We start from the raw sequence: 26,667 nt of genomic DNA on the forward strand, positions 1-26,667 counted from the left end.
GGTAAATAGAGAGGTATAAATGAGAAAGGCCGGACTAAAAAGTCCAGCCTTGTAATATCTTTTGTGTAATAGTCAACTTAAGCCAGCTTGTTGATATAGATAGCCAATTTTGACTTTAGGTTGTTAGCCTTGTTCTTGTGGATTACATTAGTCTTAGCCAATTTATCCAACAGTTTTGTGATACCCGGATACATTGCTGTTGCCGCAGCTTTGTCTGTAGTAGTACGAAGCTTACGAACAGCATTTCTCATGGTTTTGCCATAATATCTGTTGTGAAGTCTTCTTGTTTCTTCTTGTCTGATTCTCTTCAGTGATGATTTATGATTTGCCATCTCGACTAATCTTTTTTTTAATTCGTTTATTTTTTTATTTTGTAGCCCGTGGGGGAATCGAACCCCCCTTTCAAGAATGAAAATCTTGCGTCCTAACCGATAGACGAACGGGCCATCCTTTGGTGAGCGTTTCCGCTCTTGCAAAGAGTCTTTATTTCTCGTTTGCGGATGCAAAGGTAGAAACTATTTTTGAATTACCAAAATATTCGCAAGAAAAAAATATAGCTTTTTGTTGTCTTTTGTCTTAGAATGGAGTGCTATCTATTGAAAATCAGTGTAATATATGCTTTTATTTTTTTACACTCCTTACCTTGTTTTTTTATTCTTCTCCTTTTGTTTCTCTTCTTTCGGGCTTTTTTTGTAGCTTTGTTATCAGATTGAAACCAGATAAAGAAATCGGGAATGTTACAGAAAACACAGGGAATTGTACTGCATACCTTGAAATATAAGGATACATCTCTCATTGCAGACATCTATACGGAGGTGGCTGGCAGGGCTTCCTTCATGGTGTCCATACCCCGTTCGCGCAAGGCGGCGGTGAAGCCGGTACTCTTCCAGCCGCTGGCATTGGTGGAACTTGAAGCCGATTTCCGTCCTAATGCCACTATATATAAGGTGAAGGAGGCGAAGTCTCTTTATCCTTTTGCCACGCTTCCCTACGATCCCTACAAATCCGCCATCGCTTTGTTTCTTTCGGAATTCCTTTATCGCGCCGTCCGGGAGGAGGCGGAGAACCGTCCGCTGTTTGCTTATCTGTATCATTCCGTCATCTGGCTGGATGAATGCAGGGAGGGGTTTGCCAATTTTCATCTGGTCTTCCTGATGCGCCTTTCCCGTTTTCTCGGTTTGTATCCCAACCTGGAGGATTATCATGCCGGAGATTACTTCGATTTGCAGAATGCTTGTTTCACTCCCTTGCGTCCGCAGCTTCATTCCAATTACATCGCTCCCGAGGAGGCGGCCCGCCTGACACAGCTGATGCGTATGAATTATGAAACGATGCATCTTTTTACCATGAACCGGTTGGAGCGTACCCGCTGCCTGAACATTATGAATGAATATTATCGTCTGCATCTGCCGGATTTCCCGGTGCTGAAGTCTCTTGAAGTCTTGAAAGAATTGTTTGATTGAGGAGCGCCAATCTTGCTTGTCGGATGAAACAATAGCTCCTGATTGCGCGAGATGGGCATCTTATGCTGCATGAGATGTATATCTCATACAGCACGAGATGCCCATCTCATGCAATTGAACCCGAATATTTCTTATCTCCTTCGCTATACTTTATCCCAGCAGTTCCTTTACTTTGGCTGAGATGGCGCGGCCTTCGGCAAGTCCGGCAAGTTTCTTGCTGGCTACACCCATCACTTTGCCCATGTCCTTGCCGCTGGTGGCACCGACCTCGGCTATGATTTCCTTCAAGGCTGCTTCCAGTTCTTCGGCGCTCATTTGCTTGGGCAGATAGGTTTCAAGCACCTTTACTTGTGCCAGCTCATCGTCTGCCAAGTCCTGGCGACCTTGCTGTACATAGATTTCAGCGGCGTCTTTGCCTTGTTTGGTCAGTTTTTGGATAATCTTCAAAGCATCTGCATCGCTCAGGGTATCGTTGGCTCCGGGAGCGGTTTTGGCTTCAAGGAATACTTTCTTTACGTTTCTCAATGTTTCGAGAGCCACTTTGTCTTTGGCTTTCATGGCTGTTTTAATGTCTTCGCTGACTTTTTCAAATAAATCCATATTGTTATAGGTTTACTCCTGTTCTCCCGAAGGGGAGGAGGATGGTTTTACATATCGGGAACGGAAAAATCAGAAGGTGATGACTCCCCCTGCACCGCCTTCTGCTTCTTGCGCGGCTTCGGTGGCGAGCTGCCCTTCCTGCTCTGCCTTCATCTTGATGCTGTTCAGCGTGCTTTTGTCACGCAGATAGGTCGGAGAATTCTCTACCATGCTGATGATGTCGGCGTTGTCCATGTCTTCGGGATTGAAGAGATAGATATGGCGACGGCGGCTGCGCTGGGAACGGGCGTTGGCATCCTTGCCGTAGTACACTTCGCGGCGGTTGCGTCTCTGTTCCTCTTCCTCCTCCAGCTCGGCAAGGCGTTGCTGTTCTTCGGCGGTGCGCTGGGTGATGCGGTCGTCCATCTCCTTCATGTGGATGTCCTGGATACCGAAACCGGTGGCAAGCAGGGTGATTTTCACTTTCTGTTCCAGTTTGTCGTCGATGGCCATACCGAATTTGGTCTCGAAGTCGCGGCTGAAACGGTTCATGAATTCCTTTACCTCGTCCATTTCGCTCATCATCAGCTTGTATTGTGAGCTGTAAGAGATGTTGAGGAGTACCTTCTTGGAATTGAAAATGTCGTTGTTGTTCAGCAACGGCGAGTGCTGCGCATTCTTGATGGCTTCGCTGACACGGTTGTCACCTTCGCCGTAGCCGGTACTCATGATGGCTACGCCGCCGTCCTTCAGCACTGTTTTCACGTCGTTGAAGTCGAGGTTCACCTTTCCATGCAGGGTGATGATTTCGGCAATACTCTTGGCGGCTACCGAAAGGGTGTCGTCGGCCTTGTCGAACGCGTCGTCCACGGACAACTCGCTGTATATCTCGCTCAGCTTTTCATTGTTGATGACCAGCAGGGCATCTACGTGCTTGCTGATTTCCTCTACGCCATCCAGTGCCTGGTCTATCTTCTTGTCGCCCTCCCAGCGGAAAGGGATGGTGACGATGCCGATGGTTAGGATATCCATTTCCTTGGCGGTCTGTGCAATGATGGGTGCGGCACCCGTACCGGTACCACCGCCCATTCCGGCAGTGATGAATACCATCTTGGTGCCGTCGTTCAGCATATTCTTGATGTCTTCGATGCTCTCTTCTGCTGCCTTGCGGGCACGGGCAGGGCGGTTTCCGGCTCCCAGGCCTTCTTTTCCAAGCTGTAACTTCACGGGCACGGGAGAGTCCTTCAACGCTTGGTTGTCTGTGTTACACAGTACGAACGTCACGTCGTGTATACCTTCCCGGTACATATGGTTCACGGCATTGCCGCCACCTCCGCCTACACCGATTACTTTAATGATTTTCGGTGAATCGGTCGGGAAATCGAATTGTACTATATCTTCCATAATAACTTAATTTTCTGGCACATTATCACATTATTACTTCATATCGTCGTCCGAGAAGATTTCGTTGGAAATCTTGTTGAAAGTCTTTTCGAACCAGCTGGGGCCTTCTTTCTTTTTCTTCTTTTTCTCTTCCTTTTCGCGCAGCTCCCTTTCTTTTCGCTCACGTTCCTTGCGTTCTTTTTCTTCCCTCTCGCGCTGTGCCTTGGCGGCGCGTGCGGCAGCTTCCTGCTCTTTCAGCGCTTCGTCGTCAACGAATATGTCGACCGGTTTGGGAGGAACATTGGAGGCAGGCTGCTGCACCGGTTTCACCTCTTGCAGGCAGCAATTCTCGTTGCCGGCAGCCAGCAGGCCCAGCAGTGTGTTGTGCATGCCGTCCTTTTGGGGCTCTTCGCTGCGTGTGTGGACGGTGGTCTGTACGAACTTAGCGGTCTTTACCTTTTCAATCTTGCTCACTTTATGGAAGGCTTTCTCGAGATTCTTCAGATTGGCTCCTCCACCGGTAAATACTACACCGGAGAAAAGTTTGTCCTCGTAGCCGGAAAGCTGTAACTGGTTCCATACGTTGGCAAGGATTTCTTCTGCACGGGCTCCGATAATATTGTTCAGCAGGGCCAATTCGAAGGTACGGCCGTCTTCCGACATACATACGGCAGGAGTCTCGGCGTCTTCCTCCTCCTCGTAGAGGGCATCACCGTATTGCAGTTTCAGCTTTTCGGCGTCTTCCTCTTCCATTTGCAGGGAAGTGATGTCGTGGGTAATGTTGTTTCCACCCAGCGGCAGTACGCTGAGGTAGCGCAGGATATTGTTCTTATAGACCAGCACGGTGGTGGTATCGGCACCGAAGTCCACCAGTGCGCAGCCCGAACGCATCTCGTTTTCGGTCAGCACGGCTTTGGCCAACGCAGTGGGGGCTACGAGCAGGTCGTCGGCAATTTCCACTTTGGCTTGCTCGAAGCTGTGTTCGAGGTTCTTTTTCAGCGAGGCGCGCGCCACGATGTTGAGGAACTGTCCGGTGATGTATTTTCCGGCAACTCCTACGGGCTCCACGTGCAACGTGTTGTCTATCTTGTATTCTTGCGGGGCTACATCCAGCACACTCATGTCTACTAGGGGTACATCACGGTTCTCGTCGCAAATCTCGTCTACCAGTTCTTGCGAAATGATGCTCTCTTCCTTCAGCGTACGGCTTACCGCATTCCTCACCGTGCGCAATGATTGTCCGCCGATGCCTACATATACTTTGGCGATGGAGTTGTTCAGCTGGCCTTCCAGCTTGTTGATGATGGAAGTCAGCGCTTGTGCGGTCTTGTCAATGTTGTAGATGGCCCCTTTGTGTATAAACGGGGATGCATCTTCGCATGCATAAGCCAACACCTGGATACTTCCGTCACTGTTCTTCTTCCCTGCGATACCGGAAATCTTGGAAGAACTCAACTCGATAGCGGCGATGAAATCTGTTGTTGCCATATCTATTTATTTACTATTTTACAATTTACAATTTACTGCGCTTTGATAAGGGATAAATCTCTTTACTCCCTCTTCGTGCAGATAATCTGATTATCGAATTCAACGTTAATGCGGGAGTATTTGTTCCAGCCCACCTGGTTCAAACCTCTTTCGTAGAATGCTTTTACACGTTTCAGTTTCTTTTCAAAACCGGCCATCTTACCCAAATAGATGAGATGGTCGCCGACACGTGGCACTAATTCTATATTTTTGCCAGGCAGTACATGAATCTGTTCAATCTGTGCATTCCAAAAAGAATTCTTCTGCAAAAATACACCAAACTTATATAAATCCCTCATGGCAAACGACTTTTCTACATTTCCGGTCACTACGGCAAGGTGTGCAACGCATTTTGCATCGGGGGGCATTACAGTACCCTTGTTGTCCAGATAGTAGTTTTCGCCATTGGCGCTCATCACGCGCAGGATGGGGATTCGCTGGGTCACTTCGATGCAGAGCTTGCTGCTCGGGGTCTTGTAGCATTCCACCTGGTCGATGAGGGGATGCTTGGCAAGTTCGCGCTCCAAGGTCTTGGTGCGCACGCGTTTCAGGTCTTTCCCAATGGGGCTGATGCCTTTCTTCTCCAGCAGGGTAGCTACTTCCTTCTTCGTGATGAAGCCGGCATATACCGTGTCTTTTATCACCAGCTCTACATCATGGCACACCTGGGTGGCCGGTTTGCGGTTGAGGGCAGTGACAGCCACCACCAGATAGACAATGACAAGCAACAGGACGATAGAAAGTAGAATCCTTTTAACCATGATACTTCTCTGATAATAGTTGGGTGATTTGGGGAGCATAGTTGTCCAGGTCGCCGGCTCCCAGCACTACCACTACTTCGGTATGCTTCTGGGCGAGGAGGCTGAGGACGTCTTCTTTCCTACAAATACATTTCTCGATGCCGGGGCGGAGGTTGTCATAAATCAGCTGACTCGTCACGCCGGGAATTGGTTGCTCGCGGGCAGGGTATATCTCTGTCAGAATCACTTCGTCGGATAGGGAAAGGCTGTTTGCAAAATCCTGGTAGAAGTCGCGGGTGCGGGTGTACAAGTGAGGCTGGAAGATGGCGGTTATCTTCTTGTCTTGGTACAGTTCACGGACGGACTTCAGACTTTGGGCTATTTCCGCCGGATGGTGGGCGTAATCGCTGAGGAATACAATTTGGTCATTCTTCAGCTTGAAGTCGAAACGGCGGTCCACTCCGCGGAAGCTTGCCATGCCTTGCTTGATTTCCTCGTCGGTGGCACCGCTGAGATGGGCGAGTGCCATGGCGGCAACGCCGTTCTCGATGTTGATGCTGACGGGAACACCTAGCTGGATATCATTGATGCGGGTGTCCGGTGCTACGAAATCGATGAAAATTTCACCGTTTCCGATACGGATGTTCTCGGCATGGAAGTCACCTTCATGGCGCGAGTAGGTATAGGTGGCTACCCCTGGCTGTACGTCGGGCTGCATCTCCAGTCCTTTGTGCAGAATCAGGGCGCCGCCCGGTCGTATAAGCGCGGTGTAGTGGCGGAAGCTTTCGAGATAGGCTTCTTTGGTGCCGTATATATCCAGGTGGTCGGGGTCGGTGGCAGTAATGACACTCATCCAGGGTGACAGCCAGTGGAAGGAACGGTCGAACTCATCTGCTTCGATAACGGTATAAGGGCTGGTGGCGGAAAGCAGCAGATTCGTACCGTAGTTCTTCGAAATACCTCCGAGGAAGGCGGTGCAGCCCACGTGTGACTGGTGCAGCAGGTGGGCAGCCATGGTGCTGGTGGTAGTCTTGCCATGCGTACCTGCCACGCACAAACCTTTGCTGCTGCGGGTGATGATGCCCAATACTTGGGAGCGCTTATATATGTCGAAACCGTTTTCACGGAAATAGGTCAGTTCTGCATGCTCTTGCGGCACGGCGGGGGTATAGACCACGAGCGTGCTTGCCTTGTCTTTGCACATCTCCGGAATAAGGTTGATATTCTCTTCGTAGTGTATCTGTACTCCTTCCGTAATCAGGCGTTCTGTCAGTTCGCTCGACGTACGGTCGTAGCCCGCTACTTTCTTTCCTTTAGAGAGGAAATAACGTATCAGCGCACTCATGCCGATACCGCCGGCACCAATGAAGTAAACGGATTTAATTGTTTCTATATTCATATCTTTCATTAAGATGCTCTCCTAATTTATTTCTTAATTAACTTCAATACCTCCTTCGCAATAATTGTTGCCGAGTCCGGTAACGCCAGCTTGGAGATATTCTTGCTTAAGTCTTGCAGCTTCTCGGAGTTGGCGATTGTCTCCAACGCCACCGGTAGCAGCTTCTCTTTCGCTTCCACATCCTTCACATAGATAGCTGCACCCTTATCCACCAGCGCCAGCGCATTCTTGGTTTGGTGGTCCTCTGCCACATTGGGTGAGGGAACCAGGATAACTGGCTTGTGCAGCAGGCAGAACTCGGAGATGGAACCGGCTCCTGCACGTGAAATCACCAGGTCGGCAGCCGCGTATGCATTTGCCATATCCTTAATGAAGTCCGTCACGTACAGATTGGGGATGGCACTAATGCGCGGGTTGCGTACGGCTTCTCCCGTTGTATTTGTAATAGCTTCTCTGACTTGGTCAATGTATATCTTCCCCGTTTGCCAGATGAATTGCACTTCGGGATTGGCGCGAATGACATCCAGTCCGGCACTCAATGTCTGATTGATGGTGCGGGCTCCGAGACTGCCGCCCAATATCAGTATTGTTTTCTTCTCCGGGTTCAGTCCGAAGTATTTCACGGCATCTTCGCGGCAGATGGAGTGGTGGAGCAGATTCTGGCGCACCGGATTACCGGTCATGATTATCTTTTCTGCCGGGAAGAATTTTTCCATACCTTCGTAAGCCACACAAATCTTGCATGCCTTCTGTGCCAGCAGCTTGTTAGTGACACCGGCGTAGGAATTCTGTTCTTGTATCAGTGTGGGAATACCCATCATTCCCGCCATTTTCAGCGTAGGACCACTGGCATAGCCACCTACACCGACAGCTACTTGCGGGCGGAACTCCTTGATGATGCTCCGTGCTTTCCACTGGCTCCGTATCAGTTTCAGCAATACGGAGACGTTCTTCCACAGATGTTTACGGTCAAATCCGGCAACGGGTAAACCTATAATCCGGTAACCAGCATCGGGAACACGCTGCATCTCCATTCTTCCTTCGGCACCTACGAAGAGAATCTCTGCGTCGGGACACAACTCTTTTATGGCGTTGGCAATGGAGATAGCCGGAAAGATATGTCCTCCGGTACCACCGCCGCTGATGATAAGCCTCACTCCCTTCCCCGTAGAGAGAGGGGTAGAGTTACTTTGACTTGTATAGTTGTTTGCCTCTTTACTCATATTCTTGTTCTTCTTTATTTTTGTATTATTGGCATACTCGCCATTACTCAATCACTCTTTTCTCCCCTCCCTATAGGGGAGGGGGTGGGGGAGAGGCTGTTATTCAAACTCCGCATCACTGTTCAGTACCTTTGCTGTCGGTTCGGCGGCTGTTTGTGCCTCGCTGTCGATCGGTTGTTTCAGGTTTTCTGCATTTCCGGTATCCACCAGCATAGTCACTTGTGCATCATGCATCCGTTGTTCCTCCAGTTTGGCTGTATAGCGGCTGACGCTCAGTATCATGCCGATGTAGGCACAGTTGATGAAAGTGGATGTACCACCCTTGCTGATGAGCGGAAGCGGTTGTCCCGTGACGGGTGCCAGACCTACGGCAACCATCATGTTGAACAACGCCTGCGTGACGAGTAGCAAGGCTATTCCGGTAATGAGGAAAGCGGGGAAGGTGCGGTCGCATTTTTTGGCGATACGGCCCACTCGCACCAATAGGCAGACATAAAGGAACACAACGACTATCCCGCCTACCAGTCCCAGTTCCTCAATGATGATGGCATAGATAAAATCGGAGAATGCCTGGCTCAGAAAGTCACGTTGTACGGAGTTTCCCGGGCCCTTGCCTACAACGTTACTCGTAGCTACGGCAATACGGGCATGTGCCACTTGCCCGTCGCCGTCGATGTCGAATTTGGCAGCAGGAACTTCTTCCTTGTTGGTAAAGTCTGCAATACGGGATTTTACAGTGGTAAAACGGTGTCCCATCGGTATATTTTCCAATGTCTTGTCTGGCGTGGCCAGCAGGAAGGCAACAAAGACTGTAACGAATGCCACAATCCCTCCTCCCAGTATCAGTAGGTTCCTGGCAGATACCCGCCCGATGAACATCATTAGGTAGACCGTTCCGAAGAGCAACATTCCCGTTGAGTAGTTTTCCGGCAGGATAAGGCCACAGACTATGCAGGTAATAATCATGATGCGCTTAAAGGCTTTCGGACTTGCACCGTCTTCGTCCTGCCCTTTCGAGAGGATAAAGGCTGTAACGATGACGACGGCCATCTTCGCTATTTCCGACGGCTGGAACTGAATGCCCATGAAGGTCATCCAGCGGGCTGCGCCGTTTACGCGGTCACCGGTAATGAATCCCATCAGCATCACAAAAGCCAGCAGTCCGATGGATATCGGAAGCAAGAATACCGGGAACACCTGGAACCATTTATAGGGGATGTTGTGTACCAGTACTACAATGACGGCACCTACCATCAGGAGAATGCTGTGCTGCGTAATCGGTCCCCAGTGGTCGCCACTCTTGTAGGTCAGCGTACTGGCAGCACTGAATACCTCTGTGATGGAGATGAGGCAAAGGAAAAGGAAAATAATCCAAATCACTTTGTCGCCTTTGAATATGCTCTTTAATAAATCCAATGCTTCGCAAATTAAAAATTAATAATTAAAGAATTACAAGTTGACAGTCTCATGCGGCACTTGTCTTTTATAGTGCTCTGACACATGCTTTGAACTGTTCGCCGCGGTCTTCATAACTCTTGAAGAGGTCGAAGGAGGCACAGCAAGGGCTGAGCAACACGGTTTCACCTTTCTTTGCCAGTTTGAAGGCTGCTTCTACGGCATTCTTCATGCCGGTCTGAACATCAGCTACGGGCAATCCTAAGCGGTCGAAGAAGTCGTGCAGCTTTTCGTTGTGTAATCCCAAATATACCAGGGCAGAGCACTTTTCGCGTACAAGGTCTTCGATTTCCGTATAATCATTTCCTTTGTCCTTACCGCCGAGGATAAGTACGGTTTTGCCGGTCATGCTTTGCAGGGCATACCAGCAGGAGTTTACGTTCGTTGCCTTGGAATCATTGATGAAGCTTACGCCGCGTACGGTGGCTACTTTCTCCAATCGGTGCTCCACTCCCTTGAAGTCGGACAAAGCCTTGCGGATATATTCTTTTCGGATACCGGCCAAGTTGGCCGAGATACCAGCGGCTAATGAATTGTATAAGTTGTGTGTGCCGTGCAGCGCCAGCTCCTCTTGCTCCATATTGAAGGCTATCGGTTCGTTGATTTCCACTTCACCGTCTTCCACGTATGCGATGGCTCCGTCTTCCTTTACGGCAGCGAACGGGTAAAGATGGGCGCGCAGGCCATGCTTGTCCAGTTCGCGCTTGATGATGGGGTCGTCGTTCCAGAAGATAAAAGCGTCTTCCGGTGTCTGGTTTTGGGTGATGCGGAATTTGGCGTCCACATATTTCTGCATACAGTGGTCGTAACGGTCCAAGTGGTCCGGAGTGATGTTCATCAGTACGGCAATGTTGGCACGGAAGTTATACATATTGTCCAGTTGGAAGGAACTCAGCTCAATGACGTAGTAATCATGCTGCTCCGTGGCTACCTGCAAGGCCAGGCTGTTGCCGATGTTGCCGGCGAGGCCGACGTTCAGTCCTGCACTCTTGAAGATGTGATAAATGAGCGAGGTGGTTGTAGTCTTTCCATTTGAGCCGGTGATACAGACCATCTTTGCGTCAGTGTACCGTCCCGCAAACTCTATCTCAGAGATGATGGGCGTACCTTTTTCCTTTAATTTCACAATGAGCGGAGCGTCGTTGGGGATACCGGGGCTTTTCACCACTTCGTCAGCATTCAGAATCAGCTCTTCTGTGTGGTGTCCCTCTTCCCAGGCAATGCCGTATTTATCCAGCAGTTCCTTGTATTTGTCTTTAATAGCAGACATGTCGGAGACGAACGTGTCGAAACCTTTCACTTTGGCCAGTACAGCAGCGCCTGCGCCGCTTTCGCCAGCTCCTAATACTACAATTCTACTCATAATATTTATATACTAATATGTCAATGTGGAAACTATGCTAATGCATCCCACATTATCTAATCTTTAATGTTATAATTGTTATCGCTGCCAGTACAATCGTCACAATCCAGAAGCGGATGGTGATTTTGGATTCGTGGAACAGCTTGTCCGGTTTGGTGAATACCACGCTGCATCCCGGTTCTATCAGGCTCATGGAAGTGCGGAAGTGGTCGTGTATCGGCGTTCTTTTGAAGAGACGTTGTTTCACGCCTTTCCGCTTGCCTGTCTTGTAGTAGAGGCGTTGCAGGATGACCGAGAGATTCTCCACCAGGAAGATACCGCAAAGGATGGGTATCAGCAGTTCCTTGTGAATAATGATGGCGTATACTGCGATGATTCCTCCAATGGTCAGACTGCCCGTATCGCCCATGAATACTTGGGCCGGATAGGCATTGTACCATAAGAAGCCGATAAGTGCACCGATGAAGGCACAGATAAAGATTACCAGTTCTTCCGAGCCGGGAATGTACATGATATTCAGGTAGCCGGCATATTCAATGTGGCTCGACACGTAGGCGAGTATTCCCAAGGTCAGTCCGATAATGGCGGAGTTCCCTGCCGCCATTCCGTCCATTCCGTCATTCAGGTTGGCTCCGTTGCTGACGGCGGTAACTACGAAAATAGTGATAATCACGAACAATATCCAACCTGCTGTTTGGGCATGTTCACCCATAAAGCTTACTAAGTCGGAATAGTCGAAGTTGTTGCTTTTGAAGAACGGGATGGTGGTCTGCGTTGCCTTGATTTCCTTGGCTGCATGTACTACTTCTATTTGTCCCCCTGGCTTCTCTATTTCTATGTTCTCGCGGATAACCACCTGCGGGCTGAGGTAGAGAGTCAATCCGACGATAAGTCCTAAACCTACTTGACCGATGATTTTGAACTTACCGTGCAGGCCTTCCTTGTCCTTTTTGAATATCTTGATGTAGTCGTCGGCAAATCCTAGCGACCCTAACCAGATTGTGGTAATCAGCATCAATATCATATAAATATTGTCTAACTTGCCCAGTAGCAAGCAAGGAATGAGTGTGGCAAAAATAATGATGACACCGCCCATGCTGGGTACTCCCACTTTGTTCACACCGAATGGATCGATACTGGCATCACGTTGCGTTTCGGTAATTTGCTTGCGCTTCAGTAGATTGATGAACTTGTCTCCCCAGATGCTCGAAATGAGCAATGCCAGAATGATTGCCATCAACGAACGGAAGGATGTATAGCCGAACATGCCCGCACCGGGGAAGTCATATTTGTCTAACCATTGAAATAAGTAGTATAACATAATGTTAATTATTTAATTATTTCATTTAATATCTCTTTGTCGTCAAAATGGTGTTTCACGCCTTTAATCTCCTGATAATTCTCATGCCCTTTGCCTGCAACGAGAATCACGTCTCCCGGCTGTGCCAGCATGCAGGCTGTCTTGATGGCTTCGCGGCGGTCGGTGATGCTGATGGTTTTCTGCATGTCGTCTTTATCCAGCCCCGCCAGCATGTCGTTGATGATGTCCTGCGGCTCTTCAAAGCGCGGGTTATCGGAGGTAATGATGACCCGGTCGCTCAAGCGGGCGGATTCTTTGGCCATGATGGGACGCTTGCCTTTGTCGCGGTTGCCGCCGGCACCTACAACGGTAATCACTTTTCCTTTTCCTTCCAGCACTCCGTGAATGGCGTTCAATACATTGACCAGGGCGTCTGGAGTATGCGCATAGTCCACAATGGCAGTGTAGCCTTTCGGTGAACGGATGGCATCGAAGCGGCCGGTTACCGGACGCAGCGTACTGAGGGCAACCAGTACATCTTCTTCTTTCTTGCCCAGCAATACGGCAGTACCGAATACCGCCAGCAGGTTGTAGGCATTGAATTTTCCGATGAAACGTACTGCCAGCTCGTGGTTGTTGAAGTCAAGTAACATTCCCTCGAAATGAGATTCCAAGACTTTGCCTTTGAAGTCGCTAAGACTGCGCAAAGAGTAGGTGTATACTTTCGAACGGGTATTCTGTGTCATCACGAGTCCGTTCTTGTCATCCAGGTTGGTCAGGCTGAAAGCTCCTTTCGGCAGTTCGTCGAAGAACTTTTTCTTGGCCTTGAGATAGTTCTCCACCGTTTTATGATAATCCAGATGGTCGCGGGTCAGATTAGTGAAAATACCGCCGGCAAACTTCAGACCGCTGATGCGCTTCTGGGCAATGGAATGGGAACTGACTTCCATGAAGGCATACTTGCAGCCGGAGTCCGCCATCTCTCCAAGTAGGCGGTTCAAGGTTATTGGGTCCGGGGTGGTATGTTCGGTCGGTACGGGCTGGTCGTCGATGTAATTACATACAGTGGAAACCAGTCCGACCTTGTAGCCGAAGTAGCGGAAAGTATTATATAATAAGGTAGCAACGGTTGTTTTTCCGTTGGTTCCGGTCACGCCGATGAGTTCCATCTTGGATGTAGGGTCACCATAGAAAGTGGTGGCCACTTTCCCTACGGCATCTTCACTGTCTTTCACCAGAATGTAGGTGGTGCCGGTCTTGAGCTCTTCCGGCAATTCTTCACACAATACTGCGACAGCCCCTTTGTCGATAGCAGCTGGGATATAGGCATGCCCGTCGGTCTGCGTACCACGCATGGCCATGAACAGATGTCCGGTTTCTATCAGGCGGGAGTCTATATTCACTCCCGTTATCTCCATGTTTGTACTTCCGGCAATCCGGACCGGCTGTATTGTTGCCAACAAATCACTTAATTTCATACCTTATTATATAATGTATATCCAAATCTTGTTTATTCTCATGTTAACGTAGTGTCAGGGCTATGGTTTGTCCTTTCACTATCCGACTGCCGCTTGCTATGGACTGGTTCCTCACCCGTCCTACGCCGTTTAGCCTTACTTTCAGTCCTTTGCTCTCTAAAAGGTAGACTGCATCTTTCGCTCCCATACCGACCACGCTGGGCACGGTGCCCGAGGCCAGTTCCTGGTCTTGCAGGATGACTGCCGACGGGGCAGCTTGTGTATGTCCCCACTGCTCCTTTTTCTTTTGTTCGGAGAACTGTTTCTGGACGGGAACTTTCAGATCGTTCAATACAAGGAGCGCCTCGTTCATCTCTCCGGCTTTCACGGGAGGAATCACATTGGTGGTACTGTCTATGGCACTGCGTATGTCAAAACGCAGGTCTTTGGCATAAACTCTTTCCGCTATTTTCCCAAAGACACTACCTGCCATCAGACCGCCTGAAGCTGGTAACCCAGGCTTCTGAATGGAAACGATGCAACTGTATTTAGGTGCTTCCGAGGGGAAATATCCGCAGAAACTTACAAGGTAGTTCACCCGTCCCGACTTATATCCGGCTGCTCCTTGAGAAATCTGTGCCGTACCCGTCTTGCCCGATACGGAGAACTGCTTGCTGCCGGCGGGTTTTGCCAGACCTTGCGATACCACTTTCCGAAGGATTTCGCGGATCTGTGTCAGGGTATGGTCGGAACATATCTTGGGATTGATTACTTCCGTAGGATATTCTTTCACTACCTCACCATCCTTTACCGCTGCTTTCACAAACTTGGGGCGTACCATGACCCCATTGTTGGCTATGGCATTGTAGAAGGTCAGTATGTTCATAGGAGGTACCTGGGTCTCGTAGCCGATACTCATCCACGGCAAAGTCGTTTTGGCAAAATAACGCTCTTTAGGCCCTTTGATGTTGGGTTTCCCTTCACCAGGAATTTGCAGATGAAGCGGCTGGTCGATGCTCATGCGCTTCAAACCGTCCACGAACTTCTGCGGATTATCCTTGTAGTGCTTGTCGATGAGGTAGGAGACGCCCACATTGGAAGAAACTTCCAGAATACGTGTCACATCTATCTTTCCATAACCTCCCCGGTGCCAGTTGTGGTCTCTCATCTTGCTGCCGTACATATTCATAATACCGTTGCCCGTGTCTACCTCGGTATCCGGGGTTATCTTGCCGTCTTCCAGTGCCACCATAATGGAGGCTGTCTTGAAGGTGGAGCCCGGTTCCAACATATCGCTGATGGCATTACTGTTCATTTCGTAGTAATTGCCGTCTCCGGCTTTCATCATGTTGACAATGGCCTTCACTTCTCCGGTAGCCACTTCCATCAGTACGGCTACCCCGACATTGGCATTGATTTCCTTCAACTTGTCCACCAGGGCTTTTTCGCAGATGTCCTGCATGCCTACGTCGAGGGTGGATATGATGTCGCAACCGTCTACCGGGGGAAGGTCTACGATATTCAGGTATTTGTTCATCACCTTCTGACGGTGGGTAATACCGTTCCGTCCTTTCAGCAGGGTGTCGAAGGCCAACTCAATGCCGTTGCGGGCTCCCATGGCTGTATCGGCATAAAGACGGCCCAGGGTTTGGGCTGCCAAAGAACCGAACGGCTTTTTACGCTGGTTGTATATCTGTTCGTGGAAACCGCCTCGGTATTTGTTCATCTTGAATACGGGTAACCGCTTGGCTTCCTTATACTGAATGTAAGAGATGCGCCGGTTGCGGTTGGGAAGAATGTTGTAGTTCCGGCTCTTCATCTCCCGCCCCTTGCGCAGATGGCTTTTGAAGGTGGCGGCACTGATGTCCGGAAAAATCTGATGAAGCCCGATACAGATGGAATCGAAATTGGCTTTCCAGATAGAATCCTTGCGCTGCTGGTCCTTTTTGCGGCGCTTCTCGTCCCTTTCGCCGGACATGAAGTCCATATATATTTTATATTCCGGCAGCGAACTTGCCATCAGTTTACCATCCGAGGACAGGATATTTCCCCGGTTGGGCTTCACCGTTACATTCTCTTTTACGAAGCGGTCGGCTACATCGTGCCAGTACTGTCGCTCGGCAAACATAATCATGGCGCCTTTCACAACAATAGCTATCCCCACCAGCCCCATGAGTAGGACGACGAAGAAGTAACGGGTCATTATGTTTTTTTTATTTACAGCCAATGTTATTTACGATTTAACGATTTACGATGTGCTATTGAAATTACTTTAATCCTCAATTCTCCATTATTTTAGTAAGTACGGTGGATTAGTGGAAGTCTGCAAATCGCTTTCTTTGGTGGCGATGTATTCCTCGATGCGCGATTGGCGGCTCCGTTCCATTAATTCCGAACTGCGTGTCAAGGCATCGTACTTGATGTCTATCAACTCTTTTTTAAGGTTGTCTATCTCTATCAGTTGCAGTTGGCATTCGTAACGGTTGTTGATGTAAATAATGATAAGCACCATGATAAGGAACAACAATCCGGCTTGACGGCGGAAGAAGTCTGTGGCCAGAATGTCGCCTCCTATGATGTTTTTCAGTGAGGTGCGTTTTTTCACCTTCTCCGTATTCTTTTCTTCTTGTTTCTTTTCCATTGCTAGTCACTAATCATTCGTTACTCTTTCTGCAATTCTCAGCTTGGCGCTGCGCGAACGCGGATTGCGCTCTATCTCTTCCTCGTCCGGTACAATTACTTTGTTGTTGACCAGCCGGAACGGGGTCAATACGTTCCCGAAGAAATCTTTTTCGGCCTTGCCTTCCACGTTGCCGGTTTTCATGATATTCTTCACCATACGGTCTTCCAGGGAGTGATAGGTTATCACCACCAGACGGCCTCCCGGCTTTAGCGCTTCTGTTGCTGCATACAGCATTTCTTTCAGTGCCTCCATTTCCTGGTTTACCTCAATGCGCAATGCCTGGAATACCTTTGCTAGTTCTTTCTTCTCACGTTCGCGGCCGAAGAGTGGCTTGACGATTTCCAAAAATTCGCCGATGGTGGCAATTCTCTGCGTAGCCCGTGCTTTAACAATGACAGATGCCAGTTTCCGGCTGTTCTTCAGCTCGCCGTACAGATAAAAAATATCGGCCAGCTTTTCTTCTTCGTAGGTATTCACGATGTCGGCAGCTGTCAGGCCGGCACGCTTGTTCATACGCATATCCAGTGCTCCGTCGAAGCGGAAGGAAAATCCCCGTTCGCTGTCATCAAAGTGATGGGAAGATACGCCGAGGTCGGCAAGTATGGCATCCACTTTTTCGATGCCGTGATAGCGTAGGAAGTTGTGCAGGTAGCGGAAGTTGCTGCGTACGAATGTAAAATGCGGGTTGTTCACAATGTTGCGTTCCGCATCCTCGTCCTGGTCGAAGCTCAGCAGCCGGCCGCCGTCTTCCAGGCGGGACAGTATCTCGCGCGAATGTCCTCCTCCACCAAACGTTACGTCTACATACGTGCCGTCCGGACGGATGCTCATCGCATCTACGCTCGGCATCAGCAATACGGGGATATGATATGTTGTTTCTTCTTTCATCATCTGTTGTTTATAGCTTATTTTCGTCACAGCAAATATTTTCGTCTCCCAGCAGCTCTTCAAGAGCCTCACTGAACTCGTCAGGGTTCATGAATGGTTGTTCGGCACGTTCCTTGGCCCAGATTTCTATTGTGTTGTCCACGCCAATGAAGCGGACATCACTTTGTATACCCGCCATTTGCAGGTAACGCTTTGGGAGCAGGATGCGTCCGTTCCCGTCAGGGATCATGATTTCCGCGTCACTTACGAACTGGCGGAAAATCATTTGCTGTTTGGCGTTCCATTTATTCAGCCGGCAGCGAAGTTGGTTTTGGGTGGCAAACCATACACTTTCCGGGTAGAGCACCAGGCAATCCTGATATACGTCCTTGCGCAACACGAGCTTTTCTTCGGAAGCGGCCTGCAGCTGTTTCCGGAAGGTGGCCGGGATGAAAACTCTTCCTTTTGCATCTGCCTTCGCCTCGATATTACCTAAGAATTGTATCATTTCTCACCTTATTATAATAAGCGACGGTAAAAATACACATTTCCCCACAATTCCCCACAATCTTTTAACTAAAATCTTAGGAAGAAGTTTTCAACACCTTGTTGATAGCTTATTCATTTGATAATGAAGCTACTTTTGAAGCACTTTGCTGGTGGGGGAATTTGTGTAGTCTCTTTTGAAAAGATTCAGTTAGAGATGGCGGGTCTTTGGTTTGAAAGTCGCTTGTTGGTGGAATGGTGTCTTGGGCGGGAAACTTCTTTCCCAGCCTTGCGGATATCTAAACCAAGCCTTGGTTTTTCTATCTCAAGGCTTGGTTTGGAAAAACCAAAGTTTGGGATAAAGCTCTTTCTTAACTCTTCCTTGTTTTAGTATTAACTTCTTAACTCTTTTTTGTTAATTTCCCATCTTTTTTTGTGAACGTTACCGTTTGCCGGGAGATGATGGGGAGGAGTGATAATATTCCCCTAGGGTGGTTGATTATTATATTCATCCACAGAATCCGGTGGATAAATCTTTTTTTTACTGTATGCTGTTCAGCGAGTCAAGTTTGTCTTCATTGACCAGCTGTACGTAGTGCCATACCTGCGTACTTGACGTGCTTGCTCATGGCCGGCTGTACGACAAAAACAGCAGGAGCTTCCATTGCCATTGTTACAAATGTGCAGGCTGTAATGGTTGTCTGTTTCTTCATGTTGTTTATTAATCACTCGGTTTTTCTTTAGGTATCTTGGTTTGTATTCTATGATTGTCTGGTATATTTCTTTTTTATCCGGCCAATAAATAAACAATTCTTTGCTTGCCGTATTCTCTTATCTGAAATCCTTCAAGTCATGCTGCAGCTTCTGGCGGGTAAAAAAGATACGGCTCTTTACTGTTCCAAGTGGGAGGTTCAGCTTTTCTGCGATTTCACGGTACTTGAAACCGGAAATGTGCATGGAGAAAGGTATCTTGTACTCACGTGGCAGGGCATTGACAATGCGGTGCATTTCCTTCAGGTCGTAAGCACTTTCTGTGCTGTCAAGTGTGAGGTCATACGGTGTATTCAGATGATAGAGATTGTCTGTGGTATCTGCAAACGTCTGGTCACGTACCACTTTACGGTAATTGTTGATGAAAATATTACGCATGATGGTATATATCCATCCTTTAAAGTTGGTATCAGGTGTATACTTCTCTTCATTGCCCAGAGCTTTTAATGATGTCTCTTGAAGCAGATCGTTGGCTTCTTCGCGGTTGGAGGTTAATTTATATGCAAAGCGTAATAAGTCGTTTTGAACTCCGAGTAGGTCTTGGGTAAATGTTCTATTATTCATAATGGATGTTTTTTTAATTATTGTTCGTTTTATTGATGATGCAAAGTTATGGATGATTCTTTTTTTGATAGACGGAAATCAAACTCTCTTTGGGGGGAAATCTAATAATTGGCAGTTTTCAGGTGGTTTTGGTTAGCTTTCAGTGCTTCGGATAGCTGGAAAGGTGGAATGTAACCAGAGGTTACTACCTGATTTTTGTAAATAATATTATCGCAAAGTGTAACGGCTTGAATATGTTCGTGCAGAAATATAAAGGCGAGACCATGAAAGGTAGACATGGGATTGTCCCGGCCTACCTTTCTCTCTTTTGATACAACTAAAATTTGTACTCTTCTTAATTTATGGAAATCACTGGTTTTATATGCTGGGTTCTTAAACAAAATCCTTCAAGTCTTGTTGTAATCTTTGGCGGGTGAAGTAAATGCGGCTCTTTACCGTACCTAAGGGTAACCCCAGCTTCTCTGCAATTTCGCGGTACTTGAAGCCGGAGACATGCATGGAGAAGGGAATCTTGTACTCCCGTGGCAGGGCGTTGACAATGCGGTGCATCTCTTTCAAATCATATGCCCTTTCTGTGCTCTCAAAAGCGGTGTCATGCGGCAGGTTCAGGTGATAGAGATTATCCGTGGTGTCCGCAAAAGTCTGGTCACGCACCACTTTGCGGTAATTGTTGATGAAGATATTACGCATGATGGTATATATCCATCCTTTGAAATTGGTATCGGGAGTATACTTCTTTTCGTTATCCAGAGCTTTCAGGGATGTTTCCTGCAGGAGGTCGTTGGCTTCTTCACGGTCGGAAGTAAGTTTGTATGCAAAACGCAATAAATCGTCTTGAACTCCGAGCAGGTCTTTTTTAAATGTTATATTGTTCATATGTGCTATGTTTTTTCGTTAATCATGATATTGCAAGTTTACGGAAGTTTTCTTTTTCAGGCAGACGGATTTCAAACACACTTTAGGGGGAAAACTGTCAATTGATAGTTTTTAGGTGTTATTTGATAGATTTCGGGTGTAGTTTTCTGTCCTTTTTTTGCGATTAATTAAAAAGATGAGTTAATTTTGCACATTCATTTCATCAAAAGAAGAATGGCTGACGACTCTTTATTTTTGATTGACATAGACAAGATACTTCGGGAAAAGGCTCCGAAGAAGTCTAAGTATATCCCCAAGTTCGTAGTTTCTTATTTGAAGCATATCGTTCATCAAGAGGAATTGAATGTCTTTTTGCGGGAGTCGAAAGATAAAGTCGGTGTGGATTTTCTGAAAGCTTGTCTGGAGTTCCTTGATGCCAATATTGTGGTAAAGGGGGAGGAGAATCTGCCTAAAGAAGGGCTTTATACTTTTGTATCCAACCATCCCCTGGGTGGGCAGGACGGAGTGGCGTTGGGTTATGTCTTGGGCTCCTTTTATGGCGGCAAGGTGAAATATATGGTCAACGACCTGCTGATGAACCTGCACGGACTGGCACCGCTCTGCATCCCCATCAACAAGACGGGAAAGCAGGCCAAAGACTTCCCGAGAATGGTGGAGGCGGGATTTGCTTCGGACAATCAGCTCATCATGTTTCCCGCAGGTCTTTGTTCACGTAGGCAGAATGGGGTCATCCGTGACTTGGATTGGAAAAAGACCTTTATCGTGAAGAGTGTCGAAGCCCACCGTGATGTAGTTCCCATCCACTTCGAAGGGCGGAACTCCAATTTCTTTTATAATCTTGCCAATCTTTGTAAGATGTTGGGTGTCAAGTTCAATATCGCCATGCTTTACCTGGCAGATGAAATGCTGAAGAATCGCCATAAAACATTTACTATCACCATAGGGAAGCCTATCCCCTGGCAAACTTTCGATAAATCGAAAAGCCCGGCTGGATGGGCGCAATATGTGAAGGATATTGTATATAAATTGTAGAGAGACCGTATTTATATAAAAGAAGAACTACTAACAGAGAAATATGGAAGATGTAATTGCACCGATAAGCAAGGAGCTGTTGAAAGCGGAGTTGACTGAGGAGAAGCGCCTGCGTATGACCAATAGAAGTCATAACCAGATATATATCATTACTGCCCAAGACTCTCCGAATACCATGAAGGAGATCGGCCGTTTGCGCGAGATTGCGTTCCGCGCTGCGGGAGGAGGAACGGGCAAGTCTATGGATATTGACGAATATGACATCATGGACAATCCGTACAAGCAGTTGATTGTCTGGAATCCGGAAGCTGAAGAAATTTTGGGTGGATACCGTTATATCTTGGGTACGGATGTGCGTTTTGACGAACATGGTGCCCCTATTCTGGCAACTGCCCATATGTTTAACTTTTCGGATAAATTTTTGAAGGACTATCTTCCTACGACCATTGAGTTGGGACGTTCGTTCGTTACGTTGGAGTATCAGTCTACGCGTGCAGACAGTAAAGGTCTGTTTGCGTTGGATAATCTGTGGGATGGTTTGGGCGCACTGACCGTAGTCATGCCCAATGTGAAGTATTTCTTCGGAAAGGTGACTATGTATCCCAGCTATCATCGTCAGAGTCGTGATAAGATTCTTTATTTTCTTCGGAAACACTTTGCGGATAAGGACAACCTGATTACTCCGATGAAGCCGTTACTTCTGGAATCGGACGAGAATGAATTGGCAGCTCTCTTCTGTAAAGACTCTTTTAAGGAAGACTATAAGATTTTGAATTGTGAAATCCGTAAGGCGGGGTATAATATTCCCCCTCTGGTGAATGCCTATATGAGTCTCAGCCCTACCATGCGTATGTTCGGTACAGCCATCAATTACGGTTTCGGAGATGTGGAGGAAACGGGTATCCTGATTGCCGTGGACGAGATTTTAGCAGAAAAGCGCATTCGCCACATCGAGTCATTCATAGCGAGCGCACCGGAGGCATGCAAGCTTACGTCGGGAGCAAATAAGGTTGTATCATAGGACTATCTGGAAGAATGCTTGTCGTCTGTTATACCGCTGGCAAGCTATTCCCGTTTATTTTCCTGTATAAATCGAGTGCAAATACATCTGTCATTCCGGAGATGTAATCCAGTACCGCCTGTATTCTTTCATAGAGTGCAGGCGCTTTTATGTTGTACTGGCCCGATACGCGATTGATGAGCAGTTGCGAATATGCCTTTTCTGGAGAACGCACGGCGTCAATCATCAGTTCGAGTAGGGTACTGATGATGCGGAAACCGGCAAGTTCAATGTCCAGTACGTCGCGTGAGCGGTAAATCCTCTTCAGGGAGATGTCTGCACAGTGCTTGTAGGCATTGGCTGGTACCTCGGATATATGGTTGATGAGGCTTCCTTCAAATTCTCCTTTCAGAATCTTTTCTTCATTGTCTACAAAGGCTTGCACGCATTCGCCGATAAGCAGCCCGATAACGCTGGAACGCAGATAGGCTATTTGCTCATTGGTGTCACTTACTATCTCCATCGTTTTGAGCCGGTGTGCTTGGCGCTCTTTCGAGAAATAAGAAAGAAGCAACTCTTTGGTTTCTTGTGTAGTCAGAATTTTCAGTTTGTGAGCATCCTCAATATCCATCATCTGGTAGCAGATGTCATCGGCGGCTTCCACCAGATAGACTAGCGGGTGGCGGGCATATTTCAACGGGGCATCGTTCTGCTTCTCCATACCCAACTCTTCTGCTATGCGGCGGAAACTTTCTTCCTCTGTGATGAAGAAACCGAATTTTGACTTTTTGCCAGCAAGACTCGATGAAAAGGGATATTTCACGATGCTTGCCAAGGTGGAGTAGGTGAGTACAAATCCTCCCTGTCGCCTTCCCTCAAACTGGTGGGTAAGCAGGCGGAACGCATTTGCATTTCCTTCAAAGTGAGTAAGGTCCTCCCATTGGGCAGGTGTCAGTTGGCCCTTCAGGGACATTCCTTTTCCTTCAGAAAAAAAGGTGGAAATTGCTCGTTCTCCCGAATGTCCGAAAGGAGGATTTCCCAAGTCGTGTGCCAGGCAGGCGGCGGAAACGATGGAGCCTATTTCGGTGAGGTAGCTGTCTTGCAGTTCCGGACGGCGGGCAATGAGAGCTTTCGATACATCGTTGCCTAGTGAGCGACCTACACATGATACTTCCAGGCTGTGCGTCAATCGGTTGTGGACGAATACACTACCGGGAAGAGGGAATACCTGGGTTTTGTTCTGCAGACGGCGGAAGGGGGCGGAGAAGACAAGGCGGTCATAGTCACGTTGGAATTCCGAGCGGTTTTCATGGCGTTCCTGATGAAACTCTTCCAGTCCGAAACGTTTGGCAGATATGAGCGTATTCCAATTCATCATGATGTTATTTACGATTGAAGTTACTATTATTTAACTGCAAATGTATCACTATTTTGTATAAAAAGCCGTATTTTCGCCCAAGTTTATAGTGAAACGGAGATGAATTGCGAAACTTGAATTACTCGAATTGTAAGAATAGAAGTAGCCCTAATTGTAAATCGTCAAATCGTAAATAACATCATGTTGAACGTACAAATCATCAATAAATCAAAGCATCCGCTTCCGGCTTATGCCACTGAGCTGTCTGCAGGAATGGATATCCGTGCAAACCTTAATGAATCTATTTCGCTGGCTCCGATGCAGCGGTGTCTGGTGCCTACTGGCCTTTATATCGCTCTTCCGGAAGGATTTGAGGCGCAAGTGCGTCCGCGTAGCGGATTGGCCATTAAGAAGGGGATTACCGTGCTGAACTCCCCTGGAACGATTGATGCCGATTACCGTGGTGAAGTTTGTATTATTCTCGTCAACCTTTCTGCAGAAACCTTCGTCATCGAAGATGGGGAGAGGATTGCACAAATGGTGATAGCGCGTCACGAACAAGCTCTTTGGCAGGAAGTGGAAGTGCTGGATGAGACGGAGCGCGGTGCCGGTGGCTTCGGGCATACGGGTAAAAAATGAATGGATATTGTTCCGTTTTTACGGGCTAAGAATTTATAATTAAATAGATGAGAATCAGAGTAAAAATAATACTTGCGTTGTTGATAGGTGCCTTCTGCCTTACTACGTATGGAGTGCAGGCTGCCAATGTTCAAGCTTCTAAGGAGAAAATGAGCGGGTACGGTCGGCCTGAAAAGGCACGGAAGGAATTGAAGAAACGGAAGAAGTCGAAGAAAGCCGATGTTTCGCCCGTAAAGGAGCTTACCCCCGAACAGCAGCGCCGTTACGACTACTTCTTTCTTGAGACCGCCCGTCTGAAAGTCCAGAAAGACTATGATGCAGCTTTTGATGTCCTGCAACATTGCCTGACGATAAACCCGAACGCATCATCGGCTTTGTATGAGATGGCCCAGTATTATATGTTCCTCAAGCAGGTGCCGCTGGGACAAGCCGCGTTGGAAAAGGCGGTGGAGAATGCTCCCGACAATTACTGGTATGCCCAGGGACTTGCCAATCTGTACATGCAGCAAAACGAAACGGAGAAAGCCGCTGTCTTGTTGGAAAATATGGCGGTACGTTTCTCGGATAAGCTGGACCCGCTATACAACTTGCTGGAGATTTACAACCGCCAGGAAGAGTATGACAAAGTTATCGGTATACTGAACAAGCTCGAGGAACGGATGGGCAAGAACGAACAGCTCAGTATGGAGAAGTTCCGCATCTATCTGCAAAAGAAGGACGACAAGAGCGCCTTTCATGAAATAGAAAGTCTGGTAGAAGAGTATCCCAACGATAGGCGCTATCAGGTGGTACTGGGGGATGTCTATATGCAGAACGGGAAAAAGCAGGAAGCTTATGAGATTTACAAGAAGGTGCTGGCCGAAGAACCGGACAATGCAATGGCCATGTACTCATTGGCTTCTTACTACGAAGAGACCGGACAGAAGGAACTATATGAACAGCAATTGGACACGCTGTTACTGAACAAGAAAGTGGCTTCGGACACCAAACTGAATGTGATGCGGCAGTTCATCGTGCAGAATGAGCAGGCAGGCAAGGACAGCACACGTGTCATTACGCTCTTCAACCGTATCATGGAGCAGGAGCCCGATGAGGCACAATTACCTTTGCTGTATGCCCAATATCTTCTTTCCAAAGGAATGAACAAGGAGGCAGGACCGGTTCTGCGTCAGGTTCTGGCGATAGACCCTACCAACACAGCGGCTCGTATGACATTGCTGGGGGAAGCCGTGCGCCAGGAGGATTACAAGGAAATAATGAATTTGTGCGAAGCCGGTGTGGAGTCCAATCCCGATATGTTGGAGTTCTATTTCTATCTGGCCATTGCCTACAACCAGGCGGAACGGACGGATGATGCTCTTGCCATCTGTCAAAAGGCTTTGTCACACGTCAAGGACGATAGCAAGAAGGAGGTCGTATCAGATTTTTATGCCATTATCGGTGATGCTTATCACACCAAGAATCTGCATGCGGAAGCTTATGCGGCTTATGATTCCGCTTTGGTGTACAATCCTTCAAACATCGGTGCCTTGAATAACTACGCATATTATCTTTCCGTGGAGCGTCGCGACTTAGACAAGGCGGAAGAGATGAGCTACAAGACAGTGAAAGCCGAGCCGAACAATTCCACCTATCTCGATACATATGCATGGATATTGTTTGTTAAAGGTAATTATGCCGAGGCGCGTCTCTACATAGATGAGGCGATAAAGAATGATAAAGATAGCAGTGACGTGGTCTTGGAACATTGCGGAGATATCTATTACATGACTGGCGATGCGGAAGGTGCCTTGAAATACTGGAAACAAGCCTGGGATAAGGGCAATCGCTCTGATACGTTGAAACAGAAAATACAAAAAAAGAAATATATATCAGATGAAACTAAACCTGCTGAATGATATGGCAAGGACGTGCCGCCTATTGTCCTTGCTGTTGTTGCTGGCTGTGGGGCTTGCCGGTTGCAAGACTTCGCGTCACTCAAGTTCTCTGTCCGGAGAATCTGCCTGCCTTTCCTCCAAAGTGCAGCTGACGGTACCCCATAAAGATGCCACCCTTACTGTGAACGGTACGATGAAGTTGAAGAAGGAAGAATGCATGCAGATTTCCTTTCTGATGCCGATACTTCGTACGGAGGTGGCACGTATGGAAGTCACCCCGGATGAGATTCTGTTGGTAGACCGTATGGGAAAACGTTATGTCCGTGCAACACGTAAGGAACTGAAGGATGTGCTGCCCAAGAAGGCGGATTTTGCCCATTTGGAGAAACTGCTTTATGCTGCTTCCAAACCCAATGGTAAGAAGGTGCTTACCGGCAAGGAACTCGGGATACCCTCTCTAGAAAAGGGAAAGATTGAACTTTCCAACTTCTCGGATAAGCCTTTTGTACTGGCCCCTACCCAGCTCTCACAGAAATATAAAGAGGTGGAGCTGGAGGAACTGCTGGAAATGCTGATGGACCTTTGATTAGTTGATAATTGATAGTTGTTGGATAATCCCTTATAAC

At 47.9% G+C, this 26,667-nt stretch carries 26 protein-coding genes and 1 tRNA gene; 7 read left to right on the forward strand and 20 right to left on the reverse strand.

Annotated features, from left to right (window positions below):
• Positions 1-77: 77 nt before the first annotated feature.
• Positions 78-332, reverse strand: a complete 255-nt coding sequence (gene rpsT, locus HUX74_RS11280) for a 30S ribosomal protein S20 (protein WP_174646653.1) — start codon at positions 330-332, stop codon at positions 78-80.
• Positions 333-374: 42 nt separating this feature from the next.
• Positions 375-446, reverse strand: a tRNA-Glu gene (locus HUX74_RS11285).
• A 288-nt stretch (positions 447-734) separates the two neighbouring features.
• On the opposite strand from HUX74_RS11285, the gene recO reads away from it, so the two are divergent.
• Positions 735-1,463, forward strand: coding sequence for a DNA repair protein RecO (gene recO / locus HUX74_RS11290; RefSeq protein ID WP_117600199.1), 729 nt, complete (start codon positions 735-737; stop codon positions 1,461-1,463).
• Positions 1,464-1,613: 150 nt separating this feature from the next.
• On the opposite strand, the gene HUX74_RS11295 is transcribed toward recO, so the two are convergent.
• The 14 genes from HUX74_RS11295 to mraZ form a co-directional block, all read right to left on the reverse strand.
• Positions 1,614-2,063, reverse strand: a complete 450-nt coding sequence (locus HUX74_RS11295) for a GatB/YqeY domain-containing protein (RefSeq protein ID WP_005830410.1) — start codon at positions 2,061-2,063, stop codon at positions 1,614-1,616.
• A gap of 69 nt (positions 2,064-2,132) precedes the next feature.
• Positions 2,133-3,446: a cell division protein FtsZ gene (ftsZ, locus tag HUX74_RS11300; protein WP_117600200.1), complete on the reverse strand. Its 1,314-nt coding sequence runs from the start codon at positions 3,444-3,446 to the stop codon at positions 2,133-2,135.
• 33 nt (positions 3,447-3,479) lie between these two features.
• Complete coding sequence (gene ftsA / locus HUX74_RS11305; RefSeq protein WP_117600201.1) at positions 3,480-4,913, reverse strand: cell division protein FtsA; 1,434 nt, start codon at positions 4,911-4,913, stop codon at positions 3,480-3,482.
• 62 nt (positions 4,914-4,975) lie between these two features.
• Complete coding sequence (locus tag HUX74_RS11310) at positions 4,976-5,713, reverse strand: cell division protein FtsQ/DivIB (protein ID WP_117600202.1); 738 nt, start codon at positions 5,711-5,713, stop codon at positions 4,976-4,978.
• Positions 5,706-7,091 (reverse strand): UDP-N-acetylmuramate--L-alanine ligase, encoded by a 1,386-nt coding sequence (gene murC / locus HUX74_RS11315; protein ID WP_117600284.1) that lies wholly within the window; start codon positions 7,089-7,091, stop codon positions 5,706-5,708. Before murC ends, HUX74_RS11310 begins: the two co-directional genes overlap by 8 nt.
• 26 nt (positions 7,092-7,117) lie before the next feature.
• Positions 7,118-8,314: an undecaprenyldiphospho-muramoylpentapeptide beta-N-acetylglucosaminyltransferase gene (gene murG / locus HUX74_RS11320; RefSeq protein WP_117600285.1), complete on the reverse strand. Its 1,197-nt coding sequence runs from the start codon at positions 8,312-8,314 to the stop codon at positions 7,118-7,120.
• A 99-nt stretch (positions 8,315-8,413) separates the two neighbouring features.
• The gene (locus tag HUX74_RS11325) at positions 8,414-9,730 is read right to left on the reverse strand and encodes an FtsW/RodA/SpoVE family cell cycle protein (protein WP_117600203.1); all 1,317 of its coding nucleotides are present in this window, start codon (positions 9,728-9,730) and stop codon (positions 8,414-8,416) included.
• Between the two features lie 67 nt (positions 9,731-9,797).
• Positions 9,798-11,132: a UDP-N-acetylmuramoyl-L-alanine--D-glutamate ligase gene (murD, locus tag HUX74_RS11330; RefSeq protein WP_117600204.1), complete on the reverse strand. Its 1,335-nt coding sequence runs from the start codon at positions 11,130-11,132 to the stop codon at positions 9,798-9,800.
• 52 nt (positions 11,133-11,184) lie between these two features.
• Positions 11,185-12,453 (reverse strand): phospho-N-acetylmuramoyl-pentapeptide-transferase, encoded by a 1,269-nt coding sequence (gene mraY, locus HUX74_RS11335; protein ID WP_117600205.1) that lies wholly within the window; start codon positions 12,451-12,453, stop codon positions 11,185-11,187.
• A gap of 8 nt (positions 12,454-12,461) precedes the next feature.
• Positions 12,462-13,910 carry a UDP-N-acetylmuramoyl-L-alanyl-D-glutamate--2,6-diaminopimelate ligase gene (locus HUX74_RS11340; protein WP_117600206.1) on the reverse strand — a complete coding sequence of 483 codons (1,449 nt, stop codon included), beginning with the start codon at positions 13,908-13,910 and terminating at the stop codon, positions 12,462-12,464.
• A 43-nt stretch (positions 13,911-13,953) separates the two neighbouring features.
• Positions 13,954-16,092: a penicillin-binding protein gene (locus HUX74_RS11345; RefSeq protein ID WP_117600207.1), complete on the reverse strand. Its 2,139-nt coding sequence runs from the start codon at positions 16,090-16,092 to the stop codon at positions 13,954-13,956.
• Between the two features lie 87 nt (positions 16,093-16,179).
• A complete protein-coding gene (locus tag HUX74_RS11350; RefSeq protein ID WP_005830386.1) occupies positions 16,180-16,530 on the reverse strand; it encodes an FtsL-like putative cell division protein in 351 nt (116 codons plus the stop codon).
• A 9-nt stretch (positions 16,531-16,539) separates the two neighbouring features.
• A complete protein-coding gene (gene rsmH / locus HUX74_RS11355) occupies positions 16,540-17,460 on the reverse strand; it encodes a 16S rRNA (cytosine(1402)-N(4))-methyltransferase RsmH (protein ID WP_117600286.1) in 921 nt (306 codons plus the stop codon).
• A 10-nt stretch (positions 17,461-17,470) separates the two neighbouring features.
• Positions 17,471-17,947 carry a division/cell wall cluster transcriptional repressor MraZ gene (gene mraZ / locus HUX74_RS11360; RefSeq protein ID WP_117964704.1) on the reverse strand — a complete coding sequence of 159 codons (477 nt, stop codon included), beginning with the start codon at positions 17,945-17,947 and terminating at the stop codon, positions 17,471-17,473.
• Between the two features lie 123 nt (positions 17,948-18,070).
• On the opposite strand from mraZ, the gene HUX74_RS11365 reads away from it, so the two are divergent.
• On the forward strand, positions 18,071-18,316 hold the full coding sequence (locus tag HUX74_RS11365; protein ID WP_227204056.1) for a hypothetical protein: 246 nt from the start codon (positions 18,071-18,073) through the stop codon (positions 18,314-18,316).
• Between the two features lie 184 nt (positions 18,317-18,500).
• On the opposite strand, the gene HUX74_RS11370 is transcribed toward HUX74_RS11365, so the two are convergent.
• From HUX74_RS11370 to HUX74_RS11380, 3 genes are all read right to left on the reverse strand, one after another.
• Positions 18,501-18,638, reverse strand: coding sequence for a hypothetical protein (locus HUX74_RS11370; RefSeq protein ID WP_158562784.1), 138 nt, complete (start codon positions 18,636-18,638; stop codon positions 18,501-18,503).
• Positions 18,639-18,756: 118 nt separating this feature from the next.
• Complete coding sequence (locus HUX74_RS11375; protein WP_174646654.1) at positions 18,757-19,260, reverse strand: RNA polymerase sigma factor; 504 nt, start codon at positions 19,258-19,260, stop codon at positions 18,757-18,759.
• Positions 19,261-19,632: 372 nt separating this feature from the next.
• Complete coding sequence (locus tag HUX74_RS11380; RefSeq protein ID WP_117964708.1) at positions 19,633-20,136, reverse strand: RNA polymerase sigma factor; 504 nt, start codon at positions 20,134-20,136, stop codon at positions 19,633-19,635.
• Positions 20,137-20,349: 213 nt separating this feature from the next.
• Between HUX74_RS11380 and HUX74_RS11385 the strand changes: the two genes are divergently transcribed.
• A complete protein-coding gene (locus tag HUX74_RS11385) occupies positions 20,350-21,168 on the forward strand; it encodes a 1-acyl-sn-glycerol-3-phosphate acyltransferase (RefSeq protein WP_117964710.1) in 819 nt (272 codons plus the stop codon).
• Positions 21,169-21,211: 43 nt separating this feature from the next.
• Positions 21,212-22,189, forward strand: coding sequence for a GNAT family N-acetyltransferase (locus tag HUX74_RS11390; RefSeq protein ID WP_117964712.1), 978 nt, complete (start codon positions 21,212-21,214; stop codon positions 22,187-22,189).
• A gap of 28 nt (positions 22,190-22,217) precedes the next feature.
• Here HUX74_RS11390 and HUX74_RS11395 read toward each other — a convergent pair whose 3' ends face one another.
• Positions 22,218-23,546, reverse strand: a complete 1,329-nt coding sequence (locus tag HUX74_RS11395; protein WP_119961400.1) for a deoxyguanosinetriphosphate triphosphohydrolase — start codon at positions 23,544-23,546, stop codon at positions 22,218-22,220.
• A 183-nt stretch (positions 23,547-23,729) separates the two neighbouring features.
• Between HUX74_RS11395 and dut the strand changes: the two genes are divergently transcribed.
• Genes dut through HUX74_RS11410 form a run of 3 tightly spaced genes read left to right on the forward strand, consistent with a single transcriptional unit; the run spans position 23,730 to position 26,627 of the window.
• The gene (dut, locus tag HUX74_RS11400) at positions 23,730-24,164 is read left to right on the forward strand and encodes a dUTP diphosphatase (RefSeq protein ID WP_117703874.1); all 435 of its coding nucleotides are present in this window, start codon (positions 23,730-23,732) and stop codon (positions 24,162-24,164) included.
• A gap of 47 nt (positions 24,165-24,211) precedes the next feature.
• A complete protein-coding gene (locus HUX74_RS11405) occupies positions 24,212-26,062 on the forward strand; it encodes a tetratricopeptide repeat protein (protein WP_174646655.1) in 1,851 nt (616 codons plus the stop codon).
• Complete coding sequence (locus HUX74_RS11410; protein ID WP_117703846.1) at positions 26,040-26,627, forward strand: DUF4292 domain-containing protein; 588 nt, start codon at positions 26,040-26,042, stop codon at positions 26,625-26,627. The genes HUX74_RS11405 and HUX74_RS11410 overlap by 23 nt, the downstream gene beginning before the upstream one ends.
• Positions 26,628-26,667: the final 40 nt, after the last annotated feature.

Origin of the sequence: Bacteroides sp. Marseille-P8574 (assembly GCF_902825465.1) — a bacterium.
Classification (GTDB): Bacteria; Bacteroidota; Bacteroidia; order Bacteroidales; family Bacteroidaceae; genus Bacteroides; species Bacteroides uniformis.